A 23397-nucleotide genomic window follows, 5' to 3' on the forward strand; every position below is an offset into this window, starting at 1 on the left:
GCCCCCTTGCTCTCTTTTGCTGGGTCAAACAGTTTTCTTTCTCTTTTTGATGACCAAGTAAACAAGATAAACAGCGATTAAAACGCCACCAGCTGCAAGTGTAAGGAGTGTAAAGTTCTCTTCGATGAAAGGCTTTGCTTTAGCCCCAAGTGCTAAAATGATTGCACCTTCAAGGAAGAAACGAATTCCTCTCCCGATAATCGACCAGATTACCAATACTCTGATCTTAACACCGGAAACCCCTGCGAAAATCGTGAAAATCTTATAAGGGATAGGTGTCAGTCCTGCGATTAAAAGAGCCATTGCCCCATATTTAGTAAAGTACTCCTCTACTTTTTGAATCCTTTTTTCAGAGAAGAAATACACAAGGATCGGTCGTCCAAGTTTCTTTCCGATCCACCAGCCAAAAAGGGCTCCGATAACGGAAGCGATGGTCGTATAAAGTGCATAAAGCAATGCGCTATCCGGATTGGCAATCGCTAAAGGAATCAGTAGTACATCAGGTGGGATGGGAAAAAATGATGAATCAGCGAATGAAACAAGGATCAGACCCCATACACCATAATCCAATAACCATGCTTCGAAAGTGTGAAGTAGTTCAGACATAAGTTCAGTAATCTCCTTTATTGATAAAACGTCATTTTTGATTTTATTTGAACATTAGAAAGTATATCACTTTTTACAAAAGGAGTCATGAAATATCCCGTATGGTTGAAACCACTTCACGGAAGTTTCGTCACATTTACAATTGATGATACTCTTAAAAAAGCTTGAAAATAGGTTAAATCAAAAATCATCTATTTCTCGGGAAATAGTGACAGAAATCGTATTCATTCTACATTTCTGAAGGAGACTTCATCCCCAATAATCTCAATCCTTCCGCAAGGACAGTTGCAACAGCATGGACCAAGGCCAGGCGGGAGATCTGCTCTAAATCCTCGGAAATGATTTTAGTTTTACCGTAATAACGGTTAAAGCTTTGGGCGGTATCAACTAAATATTTGGCAATAACCGAAGGAGCGTATTGGTTCCATGCTTTCTCAACCATCTCCGGAAATAGTCGTAACTGCTTCACTACATCCCAGCTCTCAGCATCGTCAAGCCCCTTAAAGGTCAGGGGAGGATGAGCTTCCGCTTTTCTCAGGATGGATTGAGCTCTGGCGTATGTGTATTGGATATATGGACCTGTTTCTCCTTCGAAGGTCAGCATATGTTCCAGGGAAAATTCAATATCGTTAACCCGGTCATTTTTTAAATCATGAAAGATAATCGCCCCGACCCCAACATCTTTTGCCACTTCTGCAGCATTTTTTAAGTCAGGATTCTTCTGCTTGATATTATATTCAGCCATTTTTATGGCTTCTTGAAGAACCTCTTCGAGTAAAATGACCCGGCCCTTTCTGGTGGACATTTTCTTCCCATCCTTCAGATAAAGACCAAAAGGTATATGTTTCATATCATTCGCCCAATTAAATCCGAGCTTCTTCAATACTTCCATCACTTGTTTGAAGTGGATGGTTTGTTCCTGGCCAACGACATACAGTGCTTCATCAAAGGCATACTGGCGATGGCGATACAGGGCAGCTGCCAGGTCTCTCGTAGCATAAAGGGTAGCTCCGTCTGACTTTTTGATGAGACAAGGCGGGAGATTCTCTTCTTCTAGACGAACCACTTGTGCTCCTTGTGATGTTTCAAGAATATCATGGTCTTGAAGCAATGTTACGACTTCAGCCATCTTGTCATTGAAGAACGCTTCGCCATTATAGGAATCAAATTCAACTCCGAGCAGCGAGTAAATCGTTTTAAAGGCTTCAAGTGATTCGTCTTTAAACCATCTCCAAAGCTCCGTTACTTCTTTATCTCCGTCTTCAAGAAGTTTAAAGGCTCTTCTTCCTTCTTCCTCGAGTGAGGGATCTGTTTCTGCTTCCTGATGAAACTTCTTGTATAAAATGAACAATTCAGATATGGGGTTCTCCCTGACCTGTTGATGATTTCCCCACTTTTTGAAAGCGACGATTAATTTCCCGAATTGAGTCCCCCAATCCCCGATATAATTGATTTTTTCTGTGGTGTAACCGCATTTTTCTGCAATAGTGGCGATGGAATTCCCGATGACAGTCGAGCGTAAATGACCCATGGAAAAAGGTTTGGCGATATTAGGTGAGGACATATCCAATACTACGGTTTTTTGCTTGCCAAATACATGGCTACCGAAATCTGACCCTTTTTCCAAGATAGCTGACACAATGTCTTTTCCTGCTTTCAATCTGTCAAATCGGAAATTTACATAAGCACCAGCTGATTCTACTCTGCTGAAAAAGGGAGAGGAGAGAGAGTCAGCAATTTCTTCTGCAATGATGTGAGGTGCCTTCTTCCATGCTTTGGCCAGTTGGAAACATGGAAAGGCAAGGTCTCCCAAATGAGTATGCTTTGGGGTTTCAAGCAATTCATAAAGCTCTTTTTTGTTCCAGTCATTCAATGCCTGTGACTTTAGTACGTCAGTAACGATCGATTTCAAATCCATCATCTACACCTCCTGATAAAATCAAACACAAAAAAACCCGCCTCTATAAAATATAGAGACGAGTTTAGCTCGCGGTACCACTCTTATTCCCTTTAAGGGCGCTCATTGTATAACGGGAGATCCCGGTTTTTCTCTACTGATTTCAAGAAAAACATCTCAGAAGTGCGTTTCATTCCAGGTTTCTCACCAGGCTTCCACCATCCCCGGCTCGCTATCGATCCACATCAGAATTACTCTCTTCATCATAGAATATTCGTATATAATTACTATTATTTTACACATCCTGGTGATGATTGCAACCTGTAATTAAGAATCTTCTGATGAAAACATATACGTTTTATGGTGAAATCTCATACTGAAAACAAGTCCAAGGGCAAGCATATTTCCCATAAGAGAGCTTCCTCCGTAACTGATGAAAGGAAGTGGGATCCCTGTAATCGGAAGCAATTGAATCGTCATTCCAATGTTCTGGAACACGTGGAACGTAATCATGCTAATAATCCCTGCGCATACATAGGCATTGAATGGTTCCTTCGTATCTAAAGCCGTTTTGGTTAAATGGTAAATGAGAAGGAAGTATAAACTTATGACGACGCTTGCGCCAATAAAGCCGTATTCCTCACCGATCACACTGAAAATAAAATCGGTGTGGTTCTCAGGAATGTATACTTCTCCTCCACTGTACCCTTTCCCAAAGATTTGCCCGGATCCAATGGCGTTAAGGGAGTTAATTAAGTGAAATCCCTCTAATTTAGCGTAGTTATACGGATCTAGCCAAGCATAAATACGTCCAAACTGATAAGGCTTTACATTTAAATATTTTTCAAGCAGGTCAGGAGCCCACACAACAAGTGAAAGGACGATCCCCCCGAGCACTCCGATAGAAGTATATATTGGAACGATCAGCTTCCACGTAATCCCTGAAACTAAGATGATTCCGGTCATGATGGCTAAAATAACAAGGGAAGTCCCTAAATCCGGCTGCTGCATAATAAAAGCAAGGGGAAGGAGGGTTGTAAGCCCGATCTTCACTAATAACTGAAAATCCGACTGCATTGTTTTTCTTGGATTAAGCTCATGATGATTGCTAATGATCCGTGCAAGAGCAAGAATCAAAAACGTCTTCATGAATTCTGAAGGCTGAATAGAACCAAGCGGTCCCAGCATGAACCAGCTTTTGGCTCCGTTTCTATAAGGTGCGATGCTTTCCGGTGAAATGAGTAATACAAGAAGCAGGAAGATTCCTGCACCGTATATGTACCAAGCAAGACGCTTATACTGATCGGAATCAAGGAATAAGGCTCCTACAATAATAATTCCACCCACGACATACCAAAAAGCTTGTCTTATCACAAAGTTCGTCCCATACTGACCTGACGTCTGGGCACTACTAATTCCCATAGCGCTAACAATAAAAAATAACATTAATAAAAAGAGAAGACCCCAATCGATCTTATCAGCAAATCGCTGGCGAGTTTCCATAATCTATTCACCTGAATTTCTAAAGATTTCACATTCCTAGTCTAATAGAAATGAAGGGAAATTTCTACTCATGACCAGAGAAATTACGGAAGTTCTGTCGGTATGTGACAGGCACTATACGATATTTGTCGAAATGAAATCAAAGGAAAAGCTTACAGGAGAGGGATTCAACGAATGGACAGCGGGACGAAATTCCATTTTTTACATAATCGTGATCGTTTCTTATCATTAAAATATAAGAAGAAAGTGCCGTTTCCTAACGTTTGGAAGCCATTACTCTTTTTCTTATATAAATAGAACAAAAATATATAGCCTGCGGTCCTGCAATATGACTATTTTCTACAATTACCTGCGACTTTTGTCATCATTTTGAAATGAAATAGAAAAGAACAAGTACCTTACAAATTTGCTAGAATAGAAAGTATGAATTGTGCATCGTGTTAATCAGATGGAGGGAATGTTCTTGAAGGCAAATAATCAGGTTAAAGATATCATCTATGTTCACAAGAATACGGATCGTCAGTATGTCGTATCTTACGGAATTAATTTCAACGAGTTTGCTTCAAATGCCCGTAAACCATTGAAGAATCTCCTTCTTATTAAGCATCAGTACGAGCATGGTGCCTTTAATATACATACGCATATGGAGTATGTGGAACAGGATGAAATGAAGAAGATTATGAATGACGGAGTACAGAGCTATGGTGATTTCTGTTGGATTGACTTCGAGGAAGAAGTGGGAGTCAATGAATTGAACGGTCAGGAAATCGCTGAGCTGCTCTATATGGGTCATATTAAGCAACCTTTAAACCCTCCTTTTTATTCAAAACTGAACAATCGATACGCGTACCTATCTCATGATGATGGATGGTTTAACAAGATCTATTATCGGGATTTTGAGGACTTCTATCATATGTTGGGAGCGACGGTTTCTTCGAAATTGAGTTCGGTCAAAGGTGGAAAGGGCTTATTTGGTATGAAGAAGGAGAAAGCCTATCCAATCATCGGGAAGGAAGTCATTCATTCCTTTAGAGACAAATTAAAAGAAGGAATGGTCATTTCTTTAGAAAAAGCCATACTAACGAGAGGGAAGATAGAGATCCCGATCTGGGTGATCGGCGATTATTACGATATGGACGAGATGGCGGAAGATTATAAGCAAATCCGCAAATCACCTGCCAACGGTTTATTATCCTATGATCGTAAAACAAAAAGCTGGAGTGCTTTACTTCGTTAAGCAGGAAACAAGGAGCGTGAAAGTTTGGTAGAAATTCAATTTCGTGACAATCTGGTTCAAGGGATATTTCTCGAGCGCCTCAACCGGTTTGTTCTGGAGTGTCAGATTCCTTCAGGTTCTATTGAAAAAGTCCATTTACCCGATCCAGGCAGATTAAAAGAATTATTGGTACGGGGAAACCCGATCTGGCTTCAGGCATCAACAGATCCCAAAAGGAAGACGAAATGGTCAGCCGTCATGACGTATGATGCTTCTAACGGTATGTATGTGTCTTTAAATACACAATATCCCAATCGGTTAGTCCTGGAAGCCTTGCAACAGGAAATGGTGGAAGAGTTAAAGGATTGGCAATTGGAAAAAGCCGAGTATAAAGTAGGTGGCTCACGCTTTGACTTCTTACTCACTCATAAACGACATGAACAAAAATTATTGCTCGAAGTAAAAAGTGTCACCATGGTAGAGGACGGAATGGGGAAATTCCCGGATGCCGTCACGTCAAGAGGGGCAAGGCATGTGGAGGAACTTACGCATTTACAGATGGGTGGGAGCTATCAAGCAGCCGTCCTGTTTATTGCTCAGCGAACCGATTTGTCCGGGATCACTTCCGCACCTGAAATTGATCCTCATTTTGCCCGGGTCATGGAAGAAGCCGCCAACCAGGGTGTCCGGTTTTTTGGAAGAAGCTGCATCGTTACGCCTGAACGTATCGCCTTAAATGGACCGGTACCTGTATATACAAAAAAGGATTAATCTCACAGCCGTCTTTAGCATGTGAAGGTTAATCCTTTTTGTTATACCTAATCCAACTGTACTTCTGCTTTTGCTTTATAGTTCTGGTCTCCTTTGGCGGTTAACCAAACGGTCAACGTATAGGTACCGCTCCCGACCTTTGGAAGAACCACTTTCTGGGAGAACTCTTCACCCTGTTTTACGGTGATTTCCTGGATCGCCTGGGTATACATCTTATTTTTTGAGTCCTTATACACGACCTCACCTTTATCGTTCCGAAGCTCAAAGTCAATGGTTTGTCCGGAAGAAAAAACAAAGGTTTTTTCTTGCTCTGTTTGATTCTTAATGGAGTAGACATAGACAATCTGACCGCTTTCCTCTTGTTTCGTTAATGAAGGTTCCATTTCGCCTGCAACAATCCCTTTCTGTACAGAAATGTCTTCACCGGCTCCTGAGTTTTGATTCTCTTCGGATTGACTGCCTTTATCTTCAGTCGTTCCACAGCCTGCTATTCCTGCCATAAGTATGATACATAACATGATCAATCGCTTCATGCTAAAACCACCTCCTTACTGTATTAGACAGGGTTTATCTGAAAAGGTTACAAGCCTTCCCGAATATGAGCACGATGACATATGAGGATGTGCTGAACTTGTTTCTTTCTTCCTCAACATGGGCATAGATTTACATATGTAAGGCAGATTACTTTTTAAAATCATGAGGTTCAGTACAATAGAATTATAGAAAAAGAGCAGAGGAGCAAGGTGTATGAAAAAATGGTTAGCAATTATGGGTTTTATAACCATACTAATAGTATCCGCTTGCGGTCCTTCAAATGCAACCGATAGCGGGGAAATTCCTGCCGGAAATTGGGATATGATTTCATCGGAAGCAGAAGGATCAAAAGTGAATCTTTTTATGTGGGGCGGTGACGATGGAATTAACCGTTATATTGATGACGTGGTTGCACCTGTGCTGAAAGAAAAAAACGATATCGAATTAAATCGGGTACCTTTAGACACAAAAGAAATTCTGCAAAAACTACAAACAGAGAAACGGGCAGGGAAAGATAAAGGAACGATTGATATCGTCTGGATAAACGGAGAAAACTTCAAAAACGCAAAGGAAAATGATTTATTGGCGGGGCCATTTACTGATAAGCTGCCAAACTTTAAGAAATATTATGATACAGAAAGTCAAGCGTTTCAATATGACTTCGGGACTAAAACAGAAGGATATGAAGCACCATGGGGAAAGGTTCAATTTGTCTTCTTTTATAATAGTGAAAAAGTGGGGAGCCCTCCCACAAGCTTCGACGAATTAAAAGCATTCGTGGAAACCCATCCAGGAAAATTCACCTATCCTAATCCGGCTGATTTCACCGGAAATGCATTTCTAAGACATCTTCTTTATGCGAAATCCGATTCCGATTTGGCTCAGTCTACATTCGACGAAGAAACCGCAAAAGAGATGGGGCAAGGAGTCTGGAAAGAGCTGAACGAGATGGAGCCTTATTTATGGAGAGAGGGGGAAACATATCCTTCTACCTTAACAGATCTAGATAAGCTGTATGGCGGGGAAGAGGTTTGGATGACGATGGGATACAACGAAGCAAGAGCAGAACACCTTATCAAAGACGGTGTGTTCCCGGAAAGCACAAAGTCCTTTGTGTTAAATGATGTGGGGTCGATCGGTAACACTCATTTCCTGGCTATTCCATTCAATGGTCCCAATAAAGAAGGAGCGATGGTGGTCATCAATCAACTCCTCTCTCCTGAAGCTCAGTATGAGAAACTAAAGCCTGACTATTGGGGAGAAAGCTCACCCATTTCCTATGAAAAGCTGGATGAGGAATGGAGAAATAAATTTAAGGGCATCGATCGCGGCGAAAGTGTTCTGGAGGCCTCTGTACTCGAGGAGAGCTTTAAGGGAGAACTGGATGCGGCATATGTGGAATGGTTAAAGGAGAACTGGATCCGTGAAGTGGCAGAGAGTCAATAACTCAGTTCTCCTCATTCCAGCCATCCTTTTTTTTCTCCTTATTCCGGGGCTCGGGATTGTACTCGCTTTAATGGAGAGTGTCAGGAGTGGAGAAACCATAACATTACAGCATTACGTGAATTTGTTTGAGGAGAAGCGATTTATGACATCTTTTCTCTTCAGTTTGCTGGTAACCTCCATCTCAACCATCCTTTCCCTGATCATTGGCTTGGGAATCGTGAAGGCCTTCTCCCCTTTACTAAAGGATAATAAACATAAACTCCTTGTCTGGATTCCGATGCTGGTCCCCCATTTTGTATGGGCTTACCTCATCTACTTACTCTTTAATCAAAGCGGATTTTTCTCCAATATATTCGGATTGACAGGTTTAATCAGCGACCGTGGTGAATTTCCGATTCTGGTCCAGGACCGAAATGGGATTGGAATCATTATGACCTATGTCTGGAAGGAGGTCCCCTTTGTTACTCTGATGCTGTTACCCGTTTATGCGACGCTTTCTAAAAGGTATAACGAGGTCGCTTCTTTATTGGGAGCGAATTTCTTTAAAGCATTTTGGGTAGCAGAATGGCCATTTATCCTCCCCGTTCTCGTAGAAACCGGAGCCATTTTGTTCGCTTTCATTTTTACAGCATTTGAAGTTCCGCAGCTTCTGGGAGTGACTTCACCACAGATGATGGCCATCCTCGCTTACGACTGGTTTTACAGTGGCAGCTGGAGTGACCGGCCATTGGCGTTTGCCGCACTTGGATTTGTCGGACTGGGCATTGGGGTCGTGATGTGGCTCCTTATTTACATCACAAACAAGAAACGCATGCACATAACAAAAGGGATTGGAAATTAGAGGTGTTCACATGAGGAAATCGTTATTCTACAGCATATCACTCCTTCTTTTTGTGTTCCCCCTTTTATTTTTAGTGTATAAAAGTTTTTTCGGTGTTTGGAGATGGGGGAGTCCTCATCCTTCTGAACCTGGTATAAGGGCATGGCAGGTGTTAATGAACGAGGGGGAATTCCTGGATTCGATCGGGGTTTCCATCTGGATTGCCTTTGTCGTATTGGCGATAAACCTTCTGATTGGCATTACTTCAGGAAAAGTGTTTTCCTTATCTTCCTTTAAGGGGAAATCAATCGTTGAAGCTCTCCTTATGCTGCCGCTTTTCCTTCCCGTGTTAGTGGTCGGCATAGGACTTCATATTACGTTCATACGATATGGGCTTGCCGATCACTGGACGGGAGTCGCACTTGTCCACTTAGTGCCCACCATTCCATATAGTATCAAAATGTTCAAAACAGGTTATGACCGGATCGGCGCGAAATTAATCGAGCAATCAGCTATGCTTGGGGGGAGAGGCTTTCAACGTTTTTACCATATTGAATTACCTTTGCTTCTTCCAAGTATACGGAGTGTTCTGTTTCTGACGATTGTGATCAGCTTAAGTCAATACGTCCTTACAGCGATAATAGGCGGTGGGAATGTCGTGACGCTCTCTATGGTCTATTACCCTTTTACCGATACGGCGGATGAAGCGGTAATGGCAGCCTTCTCGATCGTGTTCGCCATCATTCCCATCATGCTGTATTTCATTCTTGAAGGGTGTCTGAAATTCATACTCCCTTATCGACTTCCAAGAGGGAGGAACAGGTTTTGAGTTCATTCATAGAAATTAATCAATTAACCAAAAAGTTCAAAGATAAAGAGATTTTAACGAACGTAACGTTCTCATTAAATAAAGGGGAAGTTCTCTCATTAGTGGGGGCATCCGGCTCTGGTAAATCAACATTTCTCCGCATTCTCTCTGGATTAGAGTCTGCAACGGGAGGGAATATGTCAATTGACGGAAGTGATATCTCCTCTTTAAAGCCTCAAAAACGCCCCATTGGGATGGTCTTTCAACAACCTTTATTATTCCCACATATGAACGTTCTTGAAAATGTCATGTACGGGTTGGAATTGAAGGGACGGAACAAAGGGGAAAATAAGAAATTAGCTCTGGACTATATTGAAAGAGTCGGTCTCGGTGAAGTGGCGAATCATTATCCGTCTGAGCTTTCCGGCGGTCAGCAGCAACGGGTATCTCTTATTCGTTCTCTCATCCTTAAGCCGAAGCTTTTGCTTTTGGACGAACCTTTCAGCAGCCTGGACCTGCAGCTGAGGAAAGAACTGAGACAGTGGGTGCGACAGATGTTTAAAGAAGAAGGAACAACGGTCATATTCGTCACACATGACCGTGATGAAGCGTATGAACTTGGAGATCGAGTAGCTGTTTTAAAGAGTGGGAGATTCTTGCAGATCGGGAAGCCTGAGGATATTTATTATCGTCCCGATTCTCCATTTGTGGCTTCTTTCATGAGTGACGGACTCATTTTGAATCAGCATCAATTCATTCACGCTTCCGACATAAAAGTAAGTTGCAGCCCTGCCGGCACTACTATGTCAAGGTGGAAGGGAACCGTGAGTAAAAAGTTATTTTTAGCCGGAACCAATCTCTATGAGGTATGGGTGAATGAACTGGAGCAGAAGTTAAATCTCCCGCTGGAAATAGAAGCTTCTACTGAAGATATCTGGCTTTTTGCCGAGGAAGAGAGCATCCAAACGTTTCAGAAAGATGAATAGGAGGGAAAAAGGATGAAGAAGAAGGAAATCGGTAAGATTGTCATGTTCATCGCTATTTTATTCTTTCTCATGTGGCTGAGTCGGAATTTCTTTCACGTAAAGCCTCATGACATAAGAGATTGGATCGTATCTTATGGCATTTGGGCTCCCATTGTATTTATTATCGTCTATACGATTCGCCCGCTGATCCTTTTTCCAGCTTCCATCCTATCATTGGCAGCAGGTCTTGCGTTCGGTGCACTTGAAGGCTTCATCTACATTATCATCGGGGCCTTGGGAGGTGCCACGGTTGCCTATCATACTGCAAGCTTCCTTGGGGCAAAACTATTAAAAAGACCGTCTCCGCGTATGATTAAGATCCGTGAAAGGATGGAGGAGAACGGTTTCGTTTATGTACTGCTATTACGGCTCGTGCCGTTTTTAAACTTCGACCTTATTAGTTACCTCGCGGGTATGGGAAAGGTGAGGTACATTCCATTCATTGTTGCTACGGCCATCGGGATTTTACCTGGTACGTTTGGTTATGTATTTCTGGGGTCAAGCTTGGTAGGGGAAGATCGAACGAATTTATATATCGCCATCGTCTTTTTCTTATTGATGATCATCGTGCCTTTAATTTTCAAGAAAAAAATGAAAGCCTGGCTGGGATTATCGGGTAATGACGACAAGTAAAGGATGGGAAACACATGTTAGATACACATGCCCGTAAGTGGGTGCAGCCAAGTATAGAGGGATCAGCACGTCTGTTTCTGAAAAAAGGACTATCAGCCAATCAAGTGACGGTTATTGCATTTATTATAGGCTCCTCTACAGGGCTGGTTTATTACCTTGGATACCCGGTCTTAGCCGTCATCTTATTATGGTTATCCGGCTTTTTGGACGCAGTCGATGGTACCATGGCCAGATTGACCAAGCCATCTCCCTTTGGAACGGTCATGGATGTCACCTTCGATCGAATCGTTGAAATCAGTGTCATCCTCGGAGTTGCCTTCTTACACCCGGACATTATGTGGGCGATCCTTTTACTAAGCGTATCCATCATTATTTCCATGACGATTTTCCTGACAGTTGGAGCTGTATCTGAAAAACAGGGAATGAAATCTTTTTATTATCAAGCAGGATTAGCCGAGAGAACGGAAGGCTTTATATTATTTAGCGTCATGATGCTATTTCCGTCCATCGTCCTGTGGAGCACCTTATTGTTTTTTGCAGTGGAATTGTACACGGGCTTACAGCGATTTCTGGAAGCGAAACGTTTACTTTCATAAGGAGGAGAGATCAAGATGGATCAATACGATTTAATTGTAATCGGAGGGGGAGCAGGAGGACTGACCGTCGCATCCGGAGCCGCTTCCCTGGGAGCAAAAGTAGCACTCATCGAAAAAAGCGGCCTTCTGGGCGGAGACTGCCTTCACTTTGGGTGCGTTCCATCCAAGGCATTCATCCAATCGGCCAGAGAAGTGGCTGTGATCCGGGCAGGTAATGAGTATGGGTTTGAAACAAAGGGTTCCGTGGATATGAAATTGGTAAGGGAGAGGGTCAAAGAAGCCATTTCCCATATTCAGCAGCACGACGATCCAGATCGATTCCTCCAATTAGGGGTAGATATTTATTTCGGAGGGGCAGAATTTCTTGATTCCCACACGATTTTAGTGGAAAAAGAAGACAAGATCTCCGGGAAAAGAATTGTGGTTGCAACAGGGTCAAGTCCCATGTTTCCAGAAATTAAAGGCTTGGAAGAAGTTGAGTATCACACGAATGAAACGGTATTCGAATTAGATGAGCTGCCCCGCCGAGTCGTATTTATCGGGGGAGGTCCGATTGGTTTAGAACTGGCACAAGCCTTTTCTTACCTAGGATCAGAAGCAGTCGTCCTTGAAAAACATGATGAGATATTGGTTAAAGAGGATAAAGAAATCCGAGAAGCAGCCACAGGTTTACTGGAGAAGGATATTCAATTTGTTTATGGAGCGGAGATCGAACGTGTATCCGAGAGGGACGGGGAGAAATTGGTCCACTATGTGAAAGACGGTGTAGAGCAGACGGTGGAAGGCGATTTATTGTTCCTTGCTACGGGGAGAAAGCCTGGTACGGAGTCTTTAAATCTATCTGCTGCCGGAGTGGAGGTGGACAATCGGGGCTTCATCAAAGTGAATGACGAACTAAGAACGAACCATCCTCATATATTCGCAATCGGTGACGTCAATGGTCGATATCCATTCACCCATGGTGCAGGAATGGAAGGGAAGGTTGTGGTCCAAAATGCAGTGTTTGGCTTAAAACGCAAAGTTTCCTATAATAAACTGCCTTGGACAACCTATACGACACCTGAAATCTTTCATATTGGCCTCACCGAGGAAGATGCTGTGGAGCAAGGGGTGGAGTACAAAATCTATAAGAAAACGTTGGACGAAGTCGATCGATTCGTCGCAGATCACCGAACGGAAGGTCTCGTAAAAATCATCACAGACAAAAGCGGGAAAATACTCGGCGCCCACGCAGTCGGGTCCGGTGCAGGAGACTGGATGCAGCCCGTCGTGTTCGCCATGGAAAAAGGAAGTAAAATCGGAGCACTGTCCAATATGGTTTATCCCTATCCGAATCATGCTGCAGCCGTACAACAGGTGGCGGACCTGTATTGGAGAGAGAAGCTGTTCGATGGTGTGTTGCCGGTGATCAGTAAGAAGTTCGTTGAGATTTTTAGATGATAGACATAGGAGGCGCGACTGCTGGGAAGCGGTTGCGTTTTTTTGTGGAGGAGTTGGATTGGAGTGTGGGGCGGGATGACGCGTGTTCACAATTTGGCACAACAAAGTCTAATAGTGGCACAATAAACGACCTCATCCCTTCTAAATACATATAATATTTGGAAGTTTCTCCACTTGGAATCCAGAAAGACTGCTCTCAAAATACTCCAGTCCACGAATCTCCCTTCAATCGTTACTACAAACAACCTACCCTACTCCATCACCCACCATACCGACCCACAAACCGCTCATCAATCCAATTCTTCAAACGCCAAGCCCATCTGCTGACCAACGAAAACGATCCGTATGTCAGAAAGCCTTTTTTATCTCCGATCGACATGATTGCCAGGTATCGTTTCTGGGGTTCAAAAGGAATGATTTTACCTTTAGCCGCTGCTCCGTTCAGGTTTTTCCAAAGGACGGGTCCTTGGCGTACAGCTGTCACCCCATTTTTCGGTACATCCGGAAAGTCCTTTAAAGTGGCGCAGTCCCCCGTTCCAAATACGTTCGGGTATTCAACGGATTGAAGATAGCTGTTCACCAGGAGAAAGCCTTTTTCATCTGTCGGTAAAATACTGCTCGCGAATAGTGGCGGGGCTTTAGGTCCTCCTAAGAAGATGACTTCATCGTAGTCGATACTTGCTCCGTCTTCAGTAAACACATGGGTGCCATCTACTTTTTCCACGTGGCCATCATATAGGGTAATTTCTTTAGAGGAGACAACCTCAGTTATTTTTTTCGATGAGAAGGAACCTGCTTTTTTTAACAGAGGAGAAGAGTGAACAACAGATACAGAATGATCCCCATAACCGTTGTCCACCTTCCATGCCTTCAATGACAGGGCCATTTCAATACTCGCTGCACCACCACCGATAAAGACGGTTTTCCTGCTGTTATGCAGTTTCTCTATTTGCTCAGGGAAACGATAGTTTGGTTTGATAGGAAGGTTGTGTTCATGTAAGCCCTCGATTTCCATTGAGTCGTTCCGTGAGCCAATGTCGAATGAAACGAAGTCGTAGGTGAAGATGTCGCCTTTGTCCGTTAAAAGATGTTGTTGATCAGGATCGATGGAGAGAACGGCACTTGCGACAAAGTCACACCCGGCTTCCTCACACAATCTCTCCAAATCAATCCGAGTCTCCTCTAACGGATAAATTCCTTCCGTGTAACCAGAGAACATTCCTGAATAATATTGATGCCGAGAAGGGGAAATGAGTATCCACTTTACGTTTTCATCACGTTTCTGAATATGTTTTTTTAAGCAGTACAGGTGACTGTGTCCGCCACCGACCAAGATGATTGTTTTCATAATGAATCTCCTTTATAGAGAACGTATTTCTTCCCATTCCTCTCGGATCATGCCCATACGGATAGAGTCGTAGTAAACACCATTGTAATAACGGCATTTACGCATACGACCTTCAAGCTTCATCCCGATTTTTTCTGCCGCTTTCATCATCCGCTCATTCCCTGACCATGTCGTGATGCCGACACGTCCGATTTCCTTCGTTTCAAAAAGGTGGTCCACCCATTTGGATAGTGCTTCAGTTCCGTAGCCGCCGTTCCAATAAGAGGGATTGTAAATCACGATGCCGGCTTCAAGCCATCTTGTGGGTTCGAATTCCCAATAGTATCCGACGGTTCCGATGGTCTTACCGTTTACTTCAATGATGCGTTGAAATTCATCGCTTCGACTTTTGTTTTTTATGGATGATTCGTAATATTCGTCACGTGTTAATCGTTTGTGGTCAAAATAAGGGGCGTCCCATTTCTTCCATTCCGGAGAAGGGTCCCCATAAAGATAGTCCCATAAAGTAGGGAGATCTCTTTCTTCTATTTTTCTAAGTGTTACACGCTGACCGTTTATTTTCAATTTATGAGCACTCCTCTATATGTTTGTATTTTCATTATACAGAAAATGGCATTGAGCAGGCTCATTTAATCCAATAAAAAAGAAAGGGTGCCGGTGTATGAAAAGGAGCACTGTTGTAGGAAGGAGTTCGAGGTATTTGGTGGTCACCCCGTCAAAACGGTCACTTGCGGGGGAAACCGTCTTCGCGAGTGAGCCTTTCAACATGAAAACAGAGGTCCGTCCCTCTAATAGGGACGGACCTCCATGTATCAGCTTGCTTTTATTTTAGAAAGAGGTGCTTTTTTTTTCTGTGTAAGCTTGTCCACAATCGATGTGATCGCACCATCACCCGTTACGTTACACGCAGTTCCAAAACTGTCTTGTGCAAGGTAGAGGGCAATCATGAGAGATGTCATCGTTGGTCCGAACCCTAACATCGATTCAAGTAAACCCAGGGCAGCCATTACAGCTCCACCTGGAACACCAGGCGCTGCGATCATCGTGATGCCAAGCATCAGAATGAATGGGAACAACTGAATGAACTGTAAGGCTTCTCCTTGAATGAACATGACCGCCATGGCACAGCTGACAAGGGTAATCGTGCTACCTGATAAATGGATCGTTGCCAGGAGAGGTACAGAGAAATCAGCAATACGTTCCCTGGAACCGATTTTCTTTGAGCGCTCAAGGGTTACGGGAATCGTAGACGCCGAAGATTGAGTTCCCAGTGCCGTAAAGTAAGCTGGCAGCATGTTCTTCATCATAAGAAGGGGATTTTGTTTTCTTAAAGTCCCGGCAGTTGTATATTGTAAAATTAAGAAGACTACATGTAAGAGAATGATCATAACAAATACTTTAGCAAATACAGACATGATGGCACTGACTTGTCCACCTTGAGTCATGTTTGCGAAAATCCCAAGAATATGAACCGGTAAGAGTGGAATAATGATTTTTTCAATCACAAGTTCAATGATGTTTCTAAATTCGTTCATCCCTTTTTGAAGTGTGTCCCCTTTAATGGCTGCCATTCCAAGACCGATCGTGAAGGCAATGAGCAGTGCCGTCATAACGCCCATAATAGGGGGCATCTCCACTGTGAAGAACCCTTTGAGCAGAGCTTCTTCCGGATTTTCAAATGATTGAGAAGTTTGATTTGCGAGTAAAGTTGGGTAAATAGACTTGGCAACCGCAAAGGCGAGTAAGCCGGCTAACACCGTGGAACCATATGCGAGTGCTGTGGTCAAACCAAGTAGCTTACCTGCTCCCTTACCCATGGACCCGATTCCTGGGGCAATAAATCCAATAATGATTAATGGAATAGCGAATCCTAGGAAATTACCGAATAATCCATTAAACGTTACGAAAATTTTAACGAACCACTCTGGTGCAAATGCTCCAATCACAATACCTAAAGCAATACCTAAGAGGATCTTAGGCAGTAAACCAAGCTTTCTCATCTGGGTGTCCTCCTTGAAAATACAAATGTTTTTAATAGGGGGATTATACACCTTATTGTGTGATATTTTAATACCATTATTAATAGGCGCAATTTTAAGTGTATTCAGAATAATAATGATGACTCCCTGTCGCAAGACTAGTTTTGGTTTGCATACATATATAATGGGCTTTGACTTAAATGTCTTTCGAATCAAGACAAATGTGGTAATTTTAATTTTCCATAGGAATCATTCTTTCCCTTTCCCATGAAAGTGATAAAATAGAAACATCTATTGTTAATATTGGAGGTAACTCATACATGAAAACGAAGTTATGCTTACTGTACGGTGGTAAATCTGCTGAACATAATGTATCCCTGCAAACAGCCAAGGCCGTGATCGGTGCCCTGGACTTAAATAAATATGAAATTCACCCTATTTTCATCTCAACTGAAGGCAGTTGGATCAAAGGTCCACAACTGAATGCCCCCGTTGAAGATGTGAAGGCATTACAATTTATGGATGGGGAAGAGATTGCTCCTAATGCCTTGAGTACATCCATTGCACCTTCAGAGTCAGAAGGCTACGACATGATCTTCCCATTACTGCACGGACCGAATGGGGAAGATGGAACGGTTCAAGGGATGCTTGAACTATTGAATCTTCCATATGTAGGAAACGGTGTCCTTGCTTCATCAGCAGGTATGGATAAAGTCATCATGAAGAATCTATTTGCGCAAGCGGGCATTCCCCAAGTCAATTACACTTGGTTCATCCGCAGCACGTGGAAAGGAAATCCCGAGGCCGCATACAAACAAGTGGAAGATGAAATTGGCTACCCTTGTTTTGTAAAGCCTGCCAACTTAGGTTCATCAGTGGGAATCAGCAAATGTACGTCTCGTGAAGAACTGCAAACGGCTTTCGTGGAAGCATTCCAGTTCGACCGAAAAATCATCATTGAAGAAGGCGTGAAAGCGCGTGAAATCGAGCTTGGCGTACTGGGTAATGATCAACCGGAATGCTCGGTAGCAGGTGAGATCGTACCTAAAAAAGATTTCTATGATTATAAGGCGAAATATGAGGATGGAGATACTGCCCTCATCATCCCTGCAGAAGTAGAAGGAAGCATTTACAATGAAATGAAGAAAATCGCGATTCAATCGTATAAAGCCCTTGATTGTTCAGGACTTGTGCGTGCGGACTTCTTCTTGACAGAAGATGGTCAAATTTATATGAATGAAGTCAACACAATGCCTGGCTTCACACCATTCAGTATGTTCCCGCTTCTTTGGAAACACACAGGAGTTGACTATCCTACCCTGATCGGTAAATTAGTGGAGCTTGGCTTAGAACGTCATCAAGACAAACAAACAATTAAACATACGATGTAATGTTCAATATTTGGGACTGACCAGAGGATTTACCGTCTAAAGGCAGTCCCTGCTCTGTTTTTATTAAAAAGAGTAAAAGGAGAAAGCAAATGTTTGAGAAGAAAATCAAAGATATATGTACCATGCTTGATGTAAAAAATGATCTTTCAAAATTCGAATCGGTTGTGGTAAAAGGTGTCTCCATTGACACGAGAAAGATTGAGGACGCTAATCTGTTCGTTCCTTTTAAAGGGGAAAACGTAGATGGTCACAAGTTTGTCCGTCAGGCAATTAACAATGGGGCTTCTGCAGCATTGTGGGATATCAATGTCCCTAATCCTCCTGAGGATATCCCGGTCATTGTGGTGGAAGATCCACTGCTTGCCCTTCAGTCCTTGGCGAATCAATATAGACATGAACTGGATTTAAAGGTAGTCGGCATTACAGGAAGTAATGGAAAAACAACGACCAAGGATATTGTGGCAAACGTTTTATCAGTGAAATATCGGGTTCATAAAACACAAGGGAATTATAACAACCACATCGGTCTTCCTTTAACGATTCTTTCTCTGCCTAAGGATTCTGAAGTGGCTGTGCTTGAAATGGGCATGAGCGGATTCGGGGAGATTGAACTTCTATCAGAGATTTCTCAGCCTGACGCTGCCATCATCACGAACATTGGAGAATCACATCTTCAGGACCTGGGTTCACGTGAAGGAATTGCCAAGGCCAAGCTGGAGATTGTGAAGGGACTAAAGTCGGATGGTTTATTTGCTTATTATGGAGACGAACCACTGTTACAAGACGGACTAAAAGAATTAAATCTGGAACATGTTGAAACCTTCGGAAGAAGCGAAAATAATACGATTTATCCTACAAAAATCGAGATGAATAACCAGGGAAGTTATTTTGAAACTTCGTTAGCTGAAGGAGAAACATTCTTTCTTCCCGTGTTAGGGATCCATAATATCCATAACGCTTTAGCCGGCATTCTCATCGCCCGTGAATTTGGTCTGAGTGTGGATGAAATGAAAGCAGGGTTACAGTCGTTAAAGCTCACCCAAATGAGAATGGAAATGGTGGAAGGGAAGAAAGGCGAAAGCATCATCAATGATGCCTATAATGCCAGCCCTACCTCCATGAAAGCTGCGATTCAGCTTGTATCAGAGCTTGAGGGCTTCCAGACAAAAATCCTGGTTCTTGGTGATATGCTTGAACTTGGCGATCAGGAAAAAGAATTTCATCAGGGAATCGGGCGATTGATTGATCCGGATAAAATCCAACATGTATTTACATTTGGACATTTAGGAACCTTTATAGGCAAGGGTGTCCTTGAGAATTTCCCTGAAGACCGTGTGCACTCTTTTATAGATAAAGAGAGCCTGACAAAAGAGCTGTCCTCCCTCATTAAAGGGGATGAGCTGGTTTTATTTAAGGCATCCAGGGGAATGAAACTTGAAGAAGTCATCGATGGATTAAGAGCCTGAATTTATTCTGACATCCAAGTTTAAACCTTTATAGAAATGAACAAAATGAGCTTGTAGATGATGGGAGATTGGCTCGCTCCCTACCTTTTGAAAAGTAAGAGGGGATAACATGATCGGTTGTTTACTAATCCATGGATTTACCGGGAGCCCTTTTGAAGTAGAGCCTCTGGCAGATTTCCTTAAAGAGAGAACAGACTGGGAAATCGTTGTGCCAACTCTGCCTGGTCATGGTGAAACCCTTGAACTGAAAGGGGTCAAACATATTGAATGGATCGAGCATGCTGAGGAAGAACTTCAGGCTCTTATAGAGAAATGCGATGTGGTTTACGTAATCGGCTTCTCTATGGGCGGGTTGATCGCTTCGTATCTTTCAGTAAAATATGAAGTCAATAAGCTCGTACTTTTAAGCGAGGCAGCTTATTATGTAAATGTGAAGCAACTACTGAAAGATATTGGAAATATGATCAAAGAAGGAATTCAAGGAAATCTGATTGAAAACGAGCTGTACAACCGGTACAAATGGAAGGTGACCAAAACCCCAATTCTGTCCACATACGAATTTAGAAAGGTCGTTCGTATTGCTCGTCCACTCTTGAAAAAGGTTAACATCCCAACCTTTATTGCCCAAGGAGAGATTGATGGAATAGTCCCCCCTAAAGCTGCAAAATATATATACGAGACTATTTCTTCCCAAGAAAAAAACCTTTTTTATTCCCCTAAAGCAAAACACTTGATCTGTCATAGTGAAGATAAGCACAAACTTTTTGAGGAGATCTACCAATTCCTACTAAATGAATAGATTGACTATTTGACATTAGATTGAAATTCATTTCTAGAAGTGGTAACATAGCTACAACATAGTTCTTATTTTGTTGGACGTGCTAGCTCTTCTATTTTGAAGAGTGTATTTTTTTGTACCAAACATAAAACTAAACATCTCATATAGACGGTTTTAGATTAGATACCGAAGTCTTTCGGTGGGTAAGATTTCGTTCCGACCTAAAAATATAATCAGATATTGATTAGTTATAAAAGATGTAAATTAAAGGAGAATGTAACATTGACTAAGTTTGCAGATTTAAACTTAAGCGCATCTACGTTGAAATCAATTAAACGTATGGGCTTTGAAGAAGCAACACCAATTCAGGCAAGTACGATTCCAGTCGGTTTAGAAGGCAAGGATATTATCGGTCAGGCACAAACTGGAACAGGTAAAACAACAGCATTTGGTATCCCTATGATCGAGAAGATCGATGTGAAAAATCCAAACGTTCAAGCTCTTATCATTGCACCAACTCGTGAACTTGCCATCCAAGTTTCTGAAGAGTTATATCGTATCGGAGCTGACAAGCGTGCCCGCGTGTTATCTGTCTACGGAGGACAGGACATCCAACGTCAAATCCGCGCGATGAAAAAGAACCCTCATATCATCGTAGGTACACCAGGTCGTCTACTTGACCATATCAAACGTAAAACACTCAACCTTGAAAACGTTGAAACATTAGTACTTGACGAAGCAGACGAAATGCTGAACATGGGCTTCATCGAAGACATCGAAAGCATTCTTGAGACTGTCCCAAGCACAAGACAGACACTTCTATTCTCTGCAACAATGCCGGATCCGATCCGACGCATTGCCAATCGTTTCATGACAGAGCCGGAAGTAATCAAAGTGAAATCAAAAGAAGTAACGGTTTCGAACATCGAACAATACTTCACGAAAGTAAGCGAAAAAGAAAAATTCGATACTCTTTCCCGTTTGATCGATGTTCAATCACCGGAACTTGCGATTGTATTCGGTCGTACAAAACGCAGAGTAGACGAATTAGCGAGAGCTCTTAGCATCCGCGGTTACCTTGCAGAAGGAATTCACGGAGATCTATCTCAAGCTCGTCGAATGACTGTTCTTAAGAAGTTCAAAGAAGGGCGCATCGACATCTTGATCGCAACAGACGTTGCCGCTCGTGGACTAGACATCTCCGGCGTAACGCATGTTTACAACTTCGATATTCCTCAAGACCCTGAAAGCTATGTTCACCGTATCGGACGTACTGGTCGTGCAGGTAAGAAAGGTATGTCCATCACTTTTGTAACTCCAAGAGAAATGGGTTACCTGAAGATCGTTGAACAAACAACGAAGAAGAAAATGACGGCTCTTAAGCCACCTAGCTTAAACGAAGCCCTTGAAGGTCAACAACGCTTAGCTCTAGAGAAATTAGCTGAAGCGGCGAAAGAAAGCGATCTTAAGGATTACTATCCATTAGCAGAAGAATTCCTGGGAGACCACGATCCTGTTCAAGCAGTTGCAGCAGCGATCCGTGTCCTGACGAAAGAGCCGGATACAACACCAGTTGAAATTACTGAAGAGCGTCCATTACCATCAAGAGGTGGTGGAAATCGTGGCGGCGGAAATCGCGGCGGTGGATACAAAGGTGGAGCACGCAGTGGTAAAGGCGGAAGTCGTGGTGGATCACCACGCAGCGGCGGTGGAAATCGCGGAGGCGGAAGCCGTGGCGGAGATCGCAACCGTACTGGCGGCGGCAGACCACAATCTTCAAGCAAACGTAAATCTTATAACAATTCTTGATTTTGATTGAGAATGGATTGGAAACACGATGACCTTTGGGTTGTCGTGTTTTTTTAGTTATGTAGGTCCTTGTGTTGATATAACCGAGCTGGAATTTAGCTTTGACGCATAAACGAGTTAAAACGACGCATAAATTTCGAAAACGAAGCATAAAATCAATAAACGACGCATAAATCTCAGAAACGACGCATAAAATAATAAATTGACGCATAATTGAGGAAAGTGATTCCTAAGCGAGTTATCCGCCATCTAATTTTCAACAAAAGAAGGACTTTCCATAGGAGTGGCGAATTAATTAAGCAAAACCTTCAAGGAGAGTGGTCATTTGATCTGTAAAGAACTCAAAATCCCCATCATTATTGAAAAATCCCAAGCATTACTATGGCGCCTGCCCCTTAATCATCCCATAATTCCCTTAATAGAAAAGGACCTAAAGAAAAGAAAAGCAGGGTACAATGGGGAGGCAACTGTCTACTACCACCTAAGCTTCTTGAAAGACAAGAAATACAAAATCTTTTATGATATTAGAATCCCTCTTTTCTCTCAGTACTTCCAAATCGATTTTCTCGTCCTGACCCCCTTCTATATTTTAATTATTGAAGTTAAGAATATCTCTGGAACTGTTACCATTGATCCTTTAATCAGACAGCTCACCCGAACTTATCAGGGACTAACGGAAGGGTTTCCCGACCCTGTCTCCCAAGTCCAAAGACAAACATTATTACTCCAAAAATGGTTCAGTCTTCATAAACTGAAGTATCCACCAATTAAACACCTTGTTGTATTCAGTAATCCGTCCACCATCTTACATTTTACCGAAACCCCACCGGCTGACTCTCCATACAGAGAAATCATTCACGCTCAGAATATTATAGATAAGATTAAAGATTTAAACGAGACATGTGTAAAAGAAATCATTAACGATAAAGAAATTTCAAAAGTGAGAAGAACCATTTTAAAAGATCATCAAGAAAATGAATCGGACATCTTCCCGACCTATGGTATTTCTAAGAATGATATTATGACAGGTGTGCGCTGTGAAAACTGTCATCACATCCCGATGACAAGGGTTAGAGCCTCCTGGTTTTGCAACAAATGCAGTGCGTCATCTAAACATGGTCATATGAAAGCAATTCGGGATTACTTCTTATTAATTAATGAGCACATAACAAATAAGGAGTTAAGAGAGTTTATCCACGTTCCATCTAGGACAACGGCATACAAAATGTTAAAAGATTTAGATATGCAGGGAGAAAAAAAAGCAGCTTTCTACATTAATCCGGATAAATAAAGCTATACTCAAATCCCCCCATTCCGCACATACTAACCCC

General features: G+C 42.5%; 22 protein-coding genes and 1 other annotated feature. Of the genes, 15 read left to right on the forward strand and 7 right to left on the reverse strand.

Features of this window, described 5'->3' with window-relative positions; translation table 11 throughout:
* Nucleotides 1–24 precede the first annotated feature (24 nt).
* The 3 genes from ACCB35_RS01190 to ACCB35_RS01200 all read right to left on the reverse strand — a co-directional run bounded on the left by ACCB35_RS01190 (nucleotide 25) and on the right by ACCB35_RS01200 (nucleotide 4006).
* The gene (locus tag ACCB35_RS01190) at nucleotides 25–606 is read right to left on the reverse strand and encodes a YqaA family protein (protein ID WP_374055433.1); all 582 of its coding nucleotides are present in this window, start codon (nucleotides 604–606) and stop codon (nucleotides 25–27) included.
* Nucleotides 607–835: 229 nt separating this feature from the next.
* Nucleotides 836–2524: an arginine--tRNA ligase gene (gene argS, locus ACCB35_RS01195; RefSeq protein ID WP_374056922.1), complete on the reverse strand. Its 1689-nt coding sequence runs from the start codon at nucleotides 2522–2524 to the stop codon at nucleotides 836–838.
* 51 nt (nucleotides 2525–2575) lie between these two features.
* Nucleotides 2576–2779, reverse strand: a binding site (T-box leader).
* 51 nt (nucleotides 2780–2830) lie between these two features.
* Nucleotides 2831–4006 (reverse strand): FtsW/RodA/SpoVE family cell cycle protein, encoded by a 1176-nt coding sequence (locus ACCB35_RS01200; protein WP_374055434.1) that lies wholly within the window; start codon nucleotides 4004–4006, stop codon nucleotides 2831–2833.
* Between the two features lie 70 nt (nucleotides 4007–4076).
* Between ACCB35_RS01200 and ACCB35_RS01205 the strand changes: the two genes are divergently transcribed.
* The 3 genes from ACCB35_RS01205 (at nucleotide 4077) to sfsA (ending at nucleotide 5993) form a co-directional block, all read left to right on the forward strand.
* Nucleotides 4077–4238: a hypothetical protein gene (locus tag ACCB35_RS01205; RefSeq protein ID WP_374055435.1), complete on the forward strand. Its 162-nt coding sequence runs from the start codon at nucleotides 4077–4079 to the stop codon at nucleotides 4236–4238.
* A gap of 225 nt (nucleotides 4239–4463) precedes the next feature.
* Nucleotides 4464–5243: a hypothetical protein gene (locus tag ACCB35_RS01210; protein WP_374056923.1), complete on the forward strand. Its 780-nt coding sequence runs from the start codon at nucleotides 4464–4466 to the stop codon at nucleotides 5241–5243.
* Between the two features lie 24 nt (nucleotides 5244–5267).
* Nucleotides 5268–5993, forward strand: coding sequence for a DNA/RNA nuclease SfsA (sfsA, locus tag ACCB35_RS01215; protein WP_374055436.1), 726 nt, complete (start codon nucleotides 5268–5270; stop codon nucleotides 5991–5993).
* A 47-nt stretch (nucleotides 5994–6040) separates the two neighbouring features.
* On the opposite strand, the gene ACCB35_RS01220 is transcribed toward sfsA, so the two are convergent.
* On the reverse strand, nucleotides 6041–6526 hold the full coding sequence (locus ACCB35_RS01220; protein ID WP_374055437.1) for a BsuPI-related putative proteinase inhibitor: 486 nt from the start codon (nucleotides 6524–6526) through the stop codon (nucleotides 6041–6043).
* 214 nt (nucleotides 6527–6740) lie between these two features.
* Between ACCB35_RS01220 and ACCB35_RS01225 the strand changes: the two genes are divergently transcribed.
* Genes ACCB35_RS01225 through ACCB35_RS01255 form a run of 7 tightly spaced genes read left to right on the forward strand, consistent with a single transcriptional unit; the run spans nucleotide 6741 to nucleotide 13295 of the window.
* A complete protein-coding gene (locus tag ACCB35_RS01225; protein WP_374055438.1) occupies nucleotides 6741–7973 on the forward strand; it encodes an ABC transporter substrate-binding protein in 1233 nt (410 codons plus the stop codon).
* Nucleotides 7951–8814, forward strand: coding sequence for an ABC transporter permease (locus ACCB35_RS01230; RefSeq protein WP_374055439.1), 864 nt, complete (start codon nucleotides 7951–7953; stop codon nucleotides 8812–8814). The genes ACCB35_RS01225 and ACCB35_RS01230 overlap by 23 nt, the downstream gene beginning before the upstream one ends.
* A 10-nt stretch (nucleotides 8815–8824) precedes the next feature.
* Nucleotides 8825–9622 carry an ABC transporter permease subunit gene (locus tag ACCB35_RS01235; protein ID WP_044340406.1) on the forward strand — a complete coding sequence of 266 codons (798 nt, stop codon included), beginning with the start codon at nucleotides 8825–8827 and terminating at the stop codon, nucleotides 9620–9622.
* The gene (locus ACCB35_RS01240) at nucleotides 9619–10587 is read left to right on the forward strand and encodes an ABC transporter ATP-binding protein (protein ID WP_374055440.1); all 969 of its coding nucleotides are present in this window, start codon (nucleotides 9619–9621) and stop codon (nucleotides 10585–10587) included. The genes ACCB35_RS01235 and ACCB35_RS01240 overlap by 4 nt, the downstream gene beginning before the upstream one ends.
* Before the next feature lie 12 nt (nucleotides 10588–10599).
* Nucleotides 10600–11259 carry a TVP38/TMEM64 family protein gene (locus tag ACCB35_RS01245; RefSeq protein WP_374055441.1) on the forward strand — a complete coding sequence of 220 codons (660 nt, stop codon included), beginning with the start codon at nucleotides 10600–10602 and terminating at the stop codon, nucleotides 11257–11259.
* A gap of 14 nt (nucleotides 11260–11273) precedes the next feature.
* Nucleotides 11274–11855: a CDP-alcohol phosphatidyltransferase family protein gene (locus ACCB35_RS01250; RefSeq protein WP_374055442.1), complete on the forward strand. Its 582-nt coding sequence runs from the start codon at nucleotides 11274–11276 to the stop codon at nucleotides 11853–11855.
* 15 nt (nucleotides 11856–11870) lie between these two features.
* Nucleotides 11871–13295, forward strand: a complete 1425-nt coding sequence (locus ACCB35_RS01255; RefSeq protein ID WP_374055443.1) for an NAD(P)/FAD-dependent oxidoreductase — start codon at nucleotides 11871–11873, stop codon at nucleotides 13293–13295.
* 259 nt (nucleotides 13296–13554) lie between these two features.
* Here ACCB35_RS01255 and ACCB35_RS01260 read toward each other — a convergent pair whose 3' ends face one another.
* From ACCB35_RS01260 to ACCB35_RS01270, 3 genes are all read right to left on the reverse strand, one after another.
* The gene (locus tag ACCB35_RS01260) at nucleotides 13555–14643 is read right to left on the reverse strand and encodes an FAD-dependent oxidoreductase (RefSeq protein WP_374055444.1); all 1089 of its coding nucleotides are present in this window, start codon (nucleotides 14641–14643) and stop codon (nucleotides 13555–13557) included.
* A gap of 12 nt (nucleotides 14644–14655) precedes the next feature.
* Nucleotides 14656–15207: a GNAT family N-acetyltransferase gene (locus ACCB35_RS01265; protein ID WP_374055445.1), complete on the reverse strand. Its 552-nt coding sequence runs from the start codon at nucleotides 15205–15207 to the stop codon at nucleotides 14656–14658.
* A 248-nt stretch (nucleotides 15208–15455) separates the two neighbouring features.
* Nucleotides 15456–16643 (reverse strand): dicarboxylate/amino acid:cation symporter, encoded by a 1188-nt coding sequence (locus tag ACCB35_RS01270; protein ID WP_374055446.1) that lies wholly within the window; start codon nucleotides 16641–16643, stop codon nucleotides 15456–15458.
* 299 nt (nucleotides 16644–16942) lie between these two features.
* Here ACCB35_RS01270 and ACCB35_RS01275 point away from each other — a divergent pair, with 299 nt between their 5' ends.
* From ACCB35_RS01275 to ACCB35_RS01295, 5 genes are all read left to right on the forward strand, one after another.
* Nucleotides 16943–18013: a D-alanine--D-alanine ligase gene (locus ACCB35_RS01275; protein ID WP_044340415.1), complete on the forward strand. Its 1071-nt coding sequence runs from the start codon at nucleotides 16943–16945 to the stop codon at nucleotides 18011–18013.
* Nucleotides 18014–18102: 89 nt separating this feature from the next.
* On the forward strand, nucleotides 18103–19479 hold the full coding sequence (gene murF / locus ACCB35_RS01280; protein WP_374055447.1) for a UDP-N-acetylmuramoyl-tripeptide--D-alanyl-D-alanine ligase: 1377 nt from the start codon (nucleotides 18103–18105) through the stop codon (nucleotides 19477–19479).
* A gap of 109 nt (nucleotides 19480–19588) precedes the next feature.
* Nucleotides 19589–20278, forward strand: coding sequence for an alpha/beta hydrolase (locus ACCB35_RS01285; protein WP_374055448.1), 690 nt, complete (start codon nucleotides 19589–19591; stop codon nucleotides 20276–20278).
* A 261-nt stretch (nucleotides 20279–20539) separates the two neighbouring features.
* Nucleotides 20540–22066, forward strand: coding sequence for a DEAD/DEAH box helicase (locus ACCB35_RS01290; RefSeq protein WP_299746651.1), 1527 nt, complete (start codon nucleotides 20540–20542; stop codon nucleotides 22064–22066).
* A 325-nt stretch (nucleotides 22067–22391) separates the two neighbouring features.
* Nucleotides 22392–23357, forward strand: a complete 966-nt coding sequence (locus ACCB35_RS01295) for a nuclease-related domain-containing protein (protein WP_374055449.1) — start codon at nucleotides 22392–22394, stop codon at nucleotides 23355–23357.
* Nucleotides 23358–23397 lie beyond the last annotated feature (40 nt).

It is taken from the genome of Rossellomorea sp. FM04394, assembly GCF_041889765.1.
In the GTDB taxonomy this organism is placed as follows: Bacteria; Bacillota; Bacilli; order Bacillales; family Bacillaceae_B; genus Rossellomorea; species Rossellomorea aquimaris_B.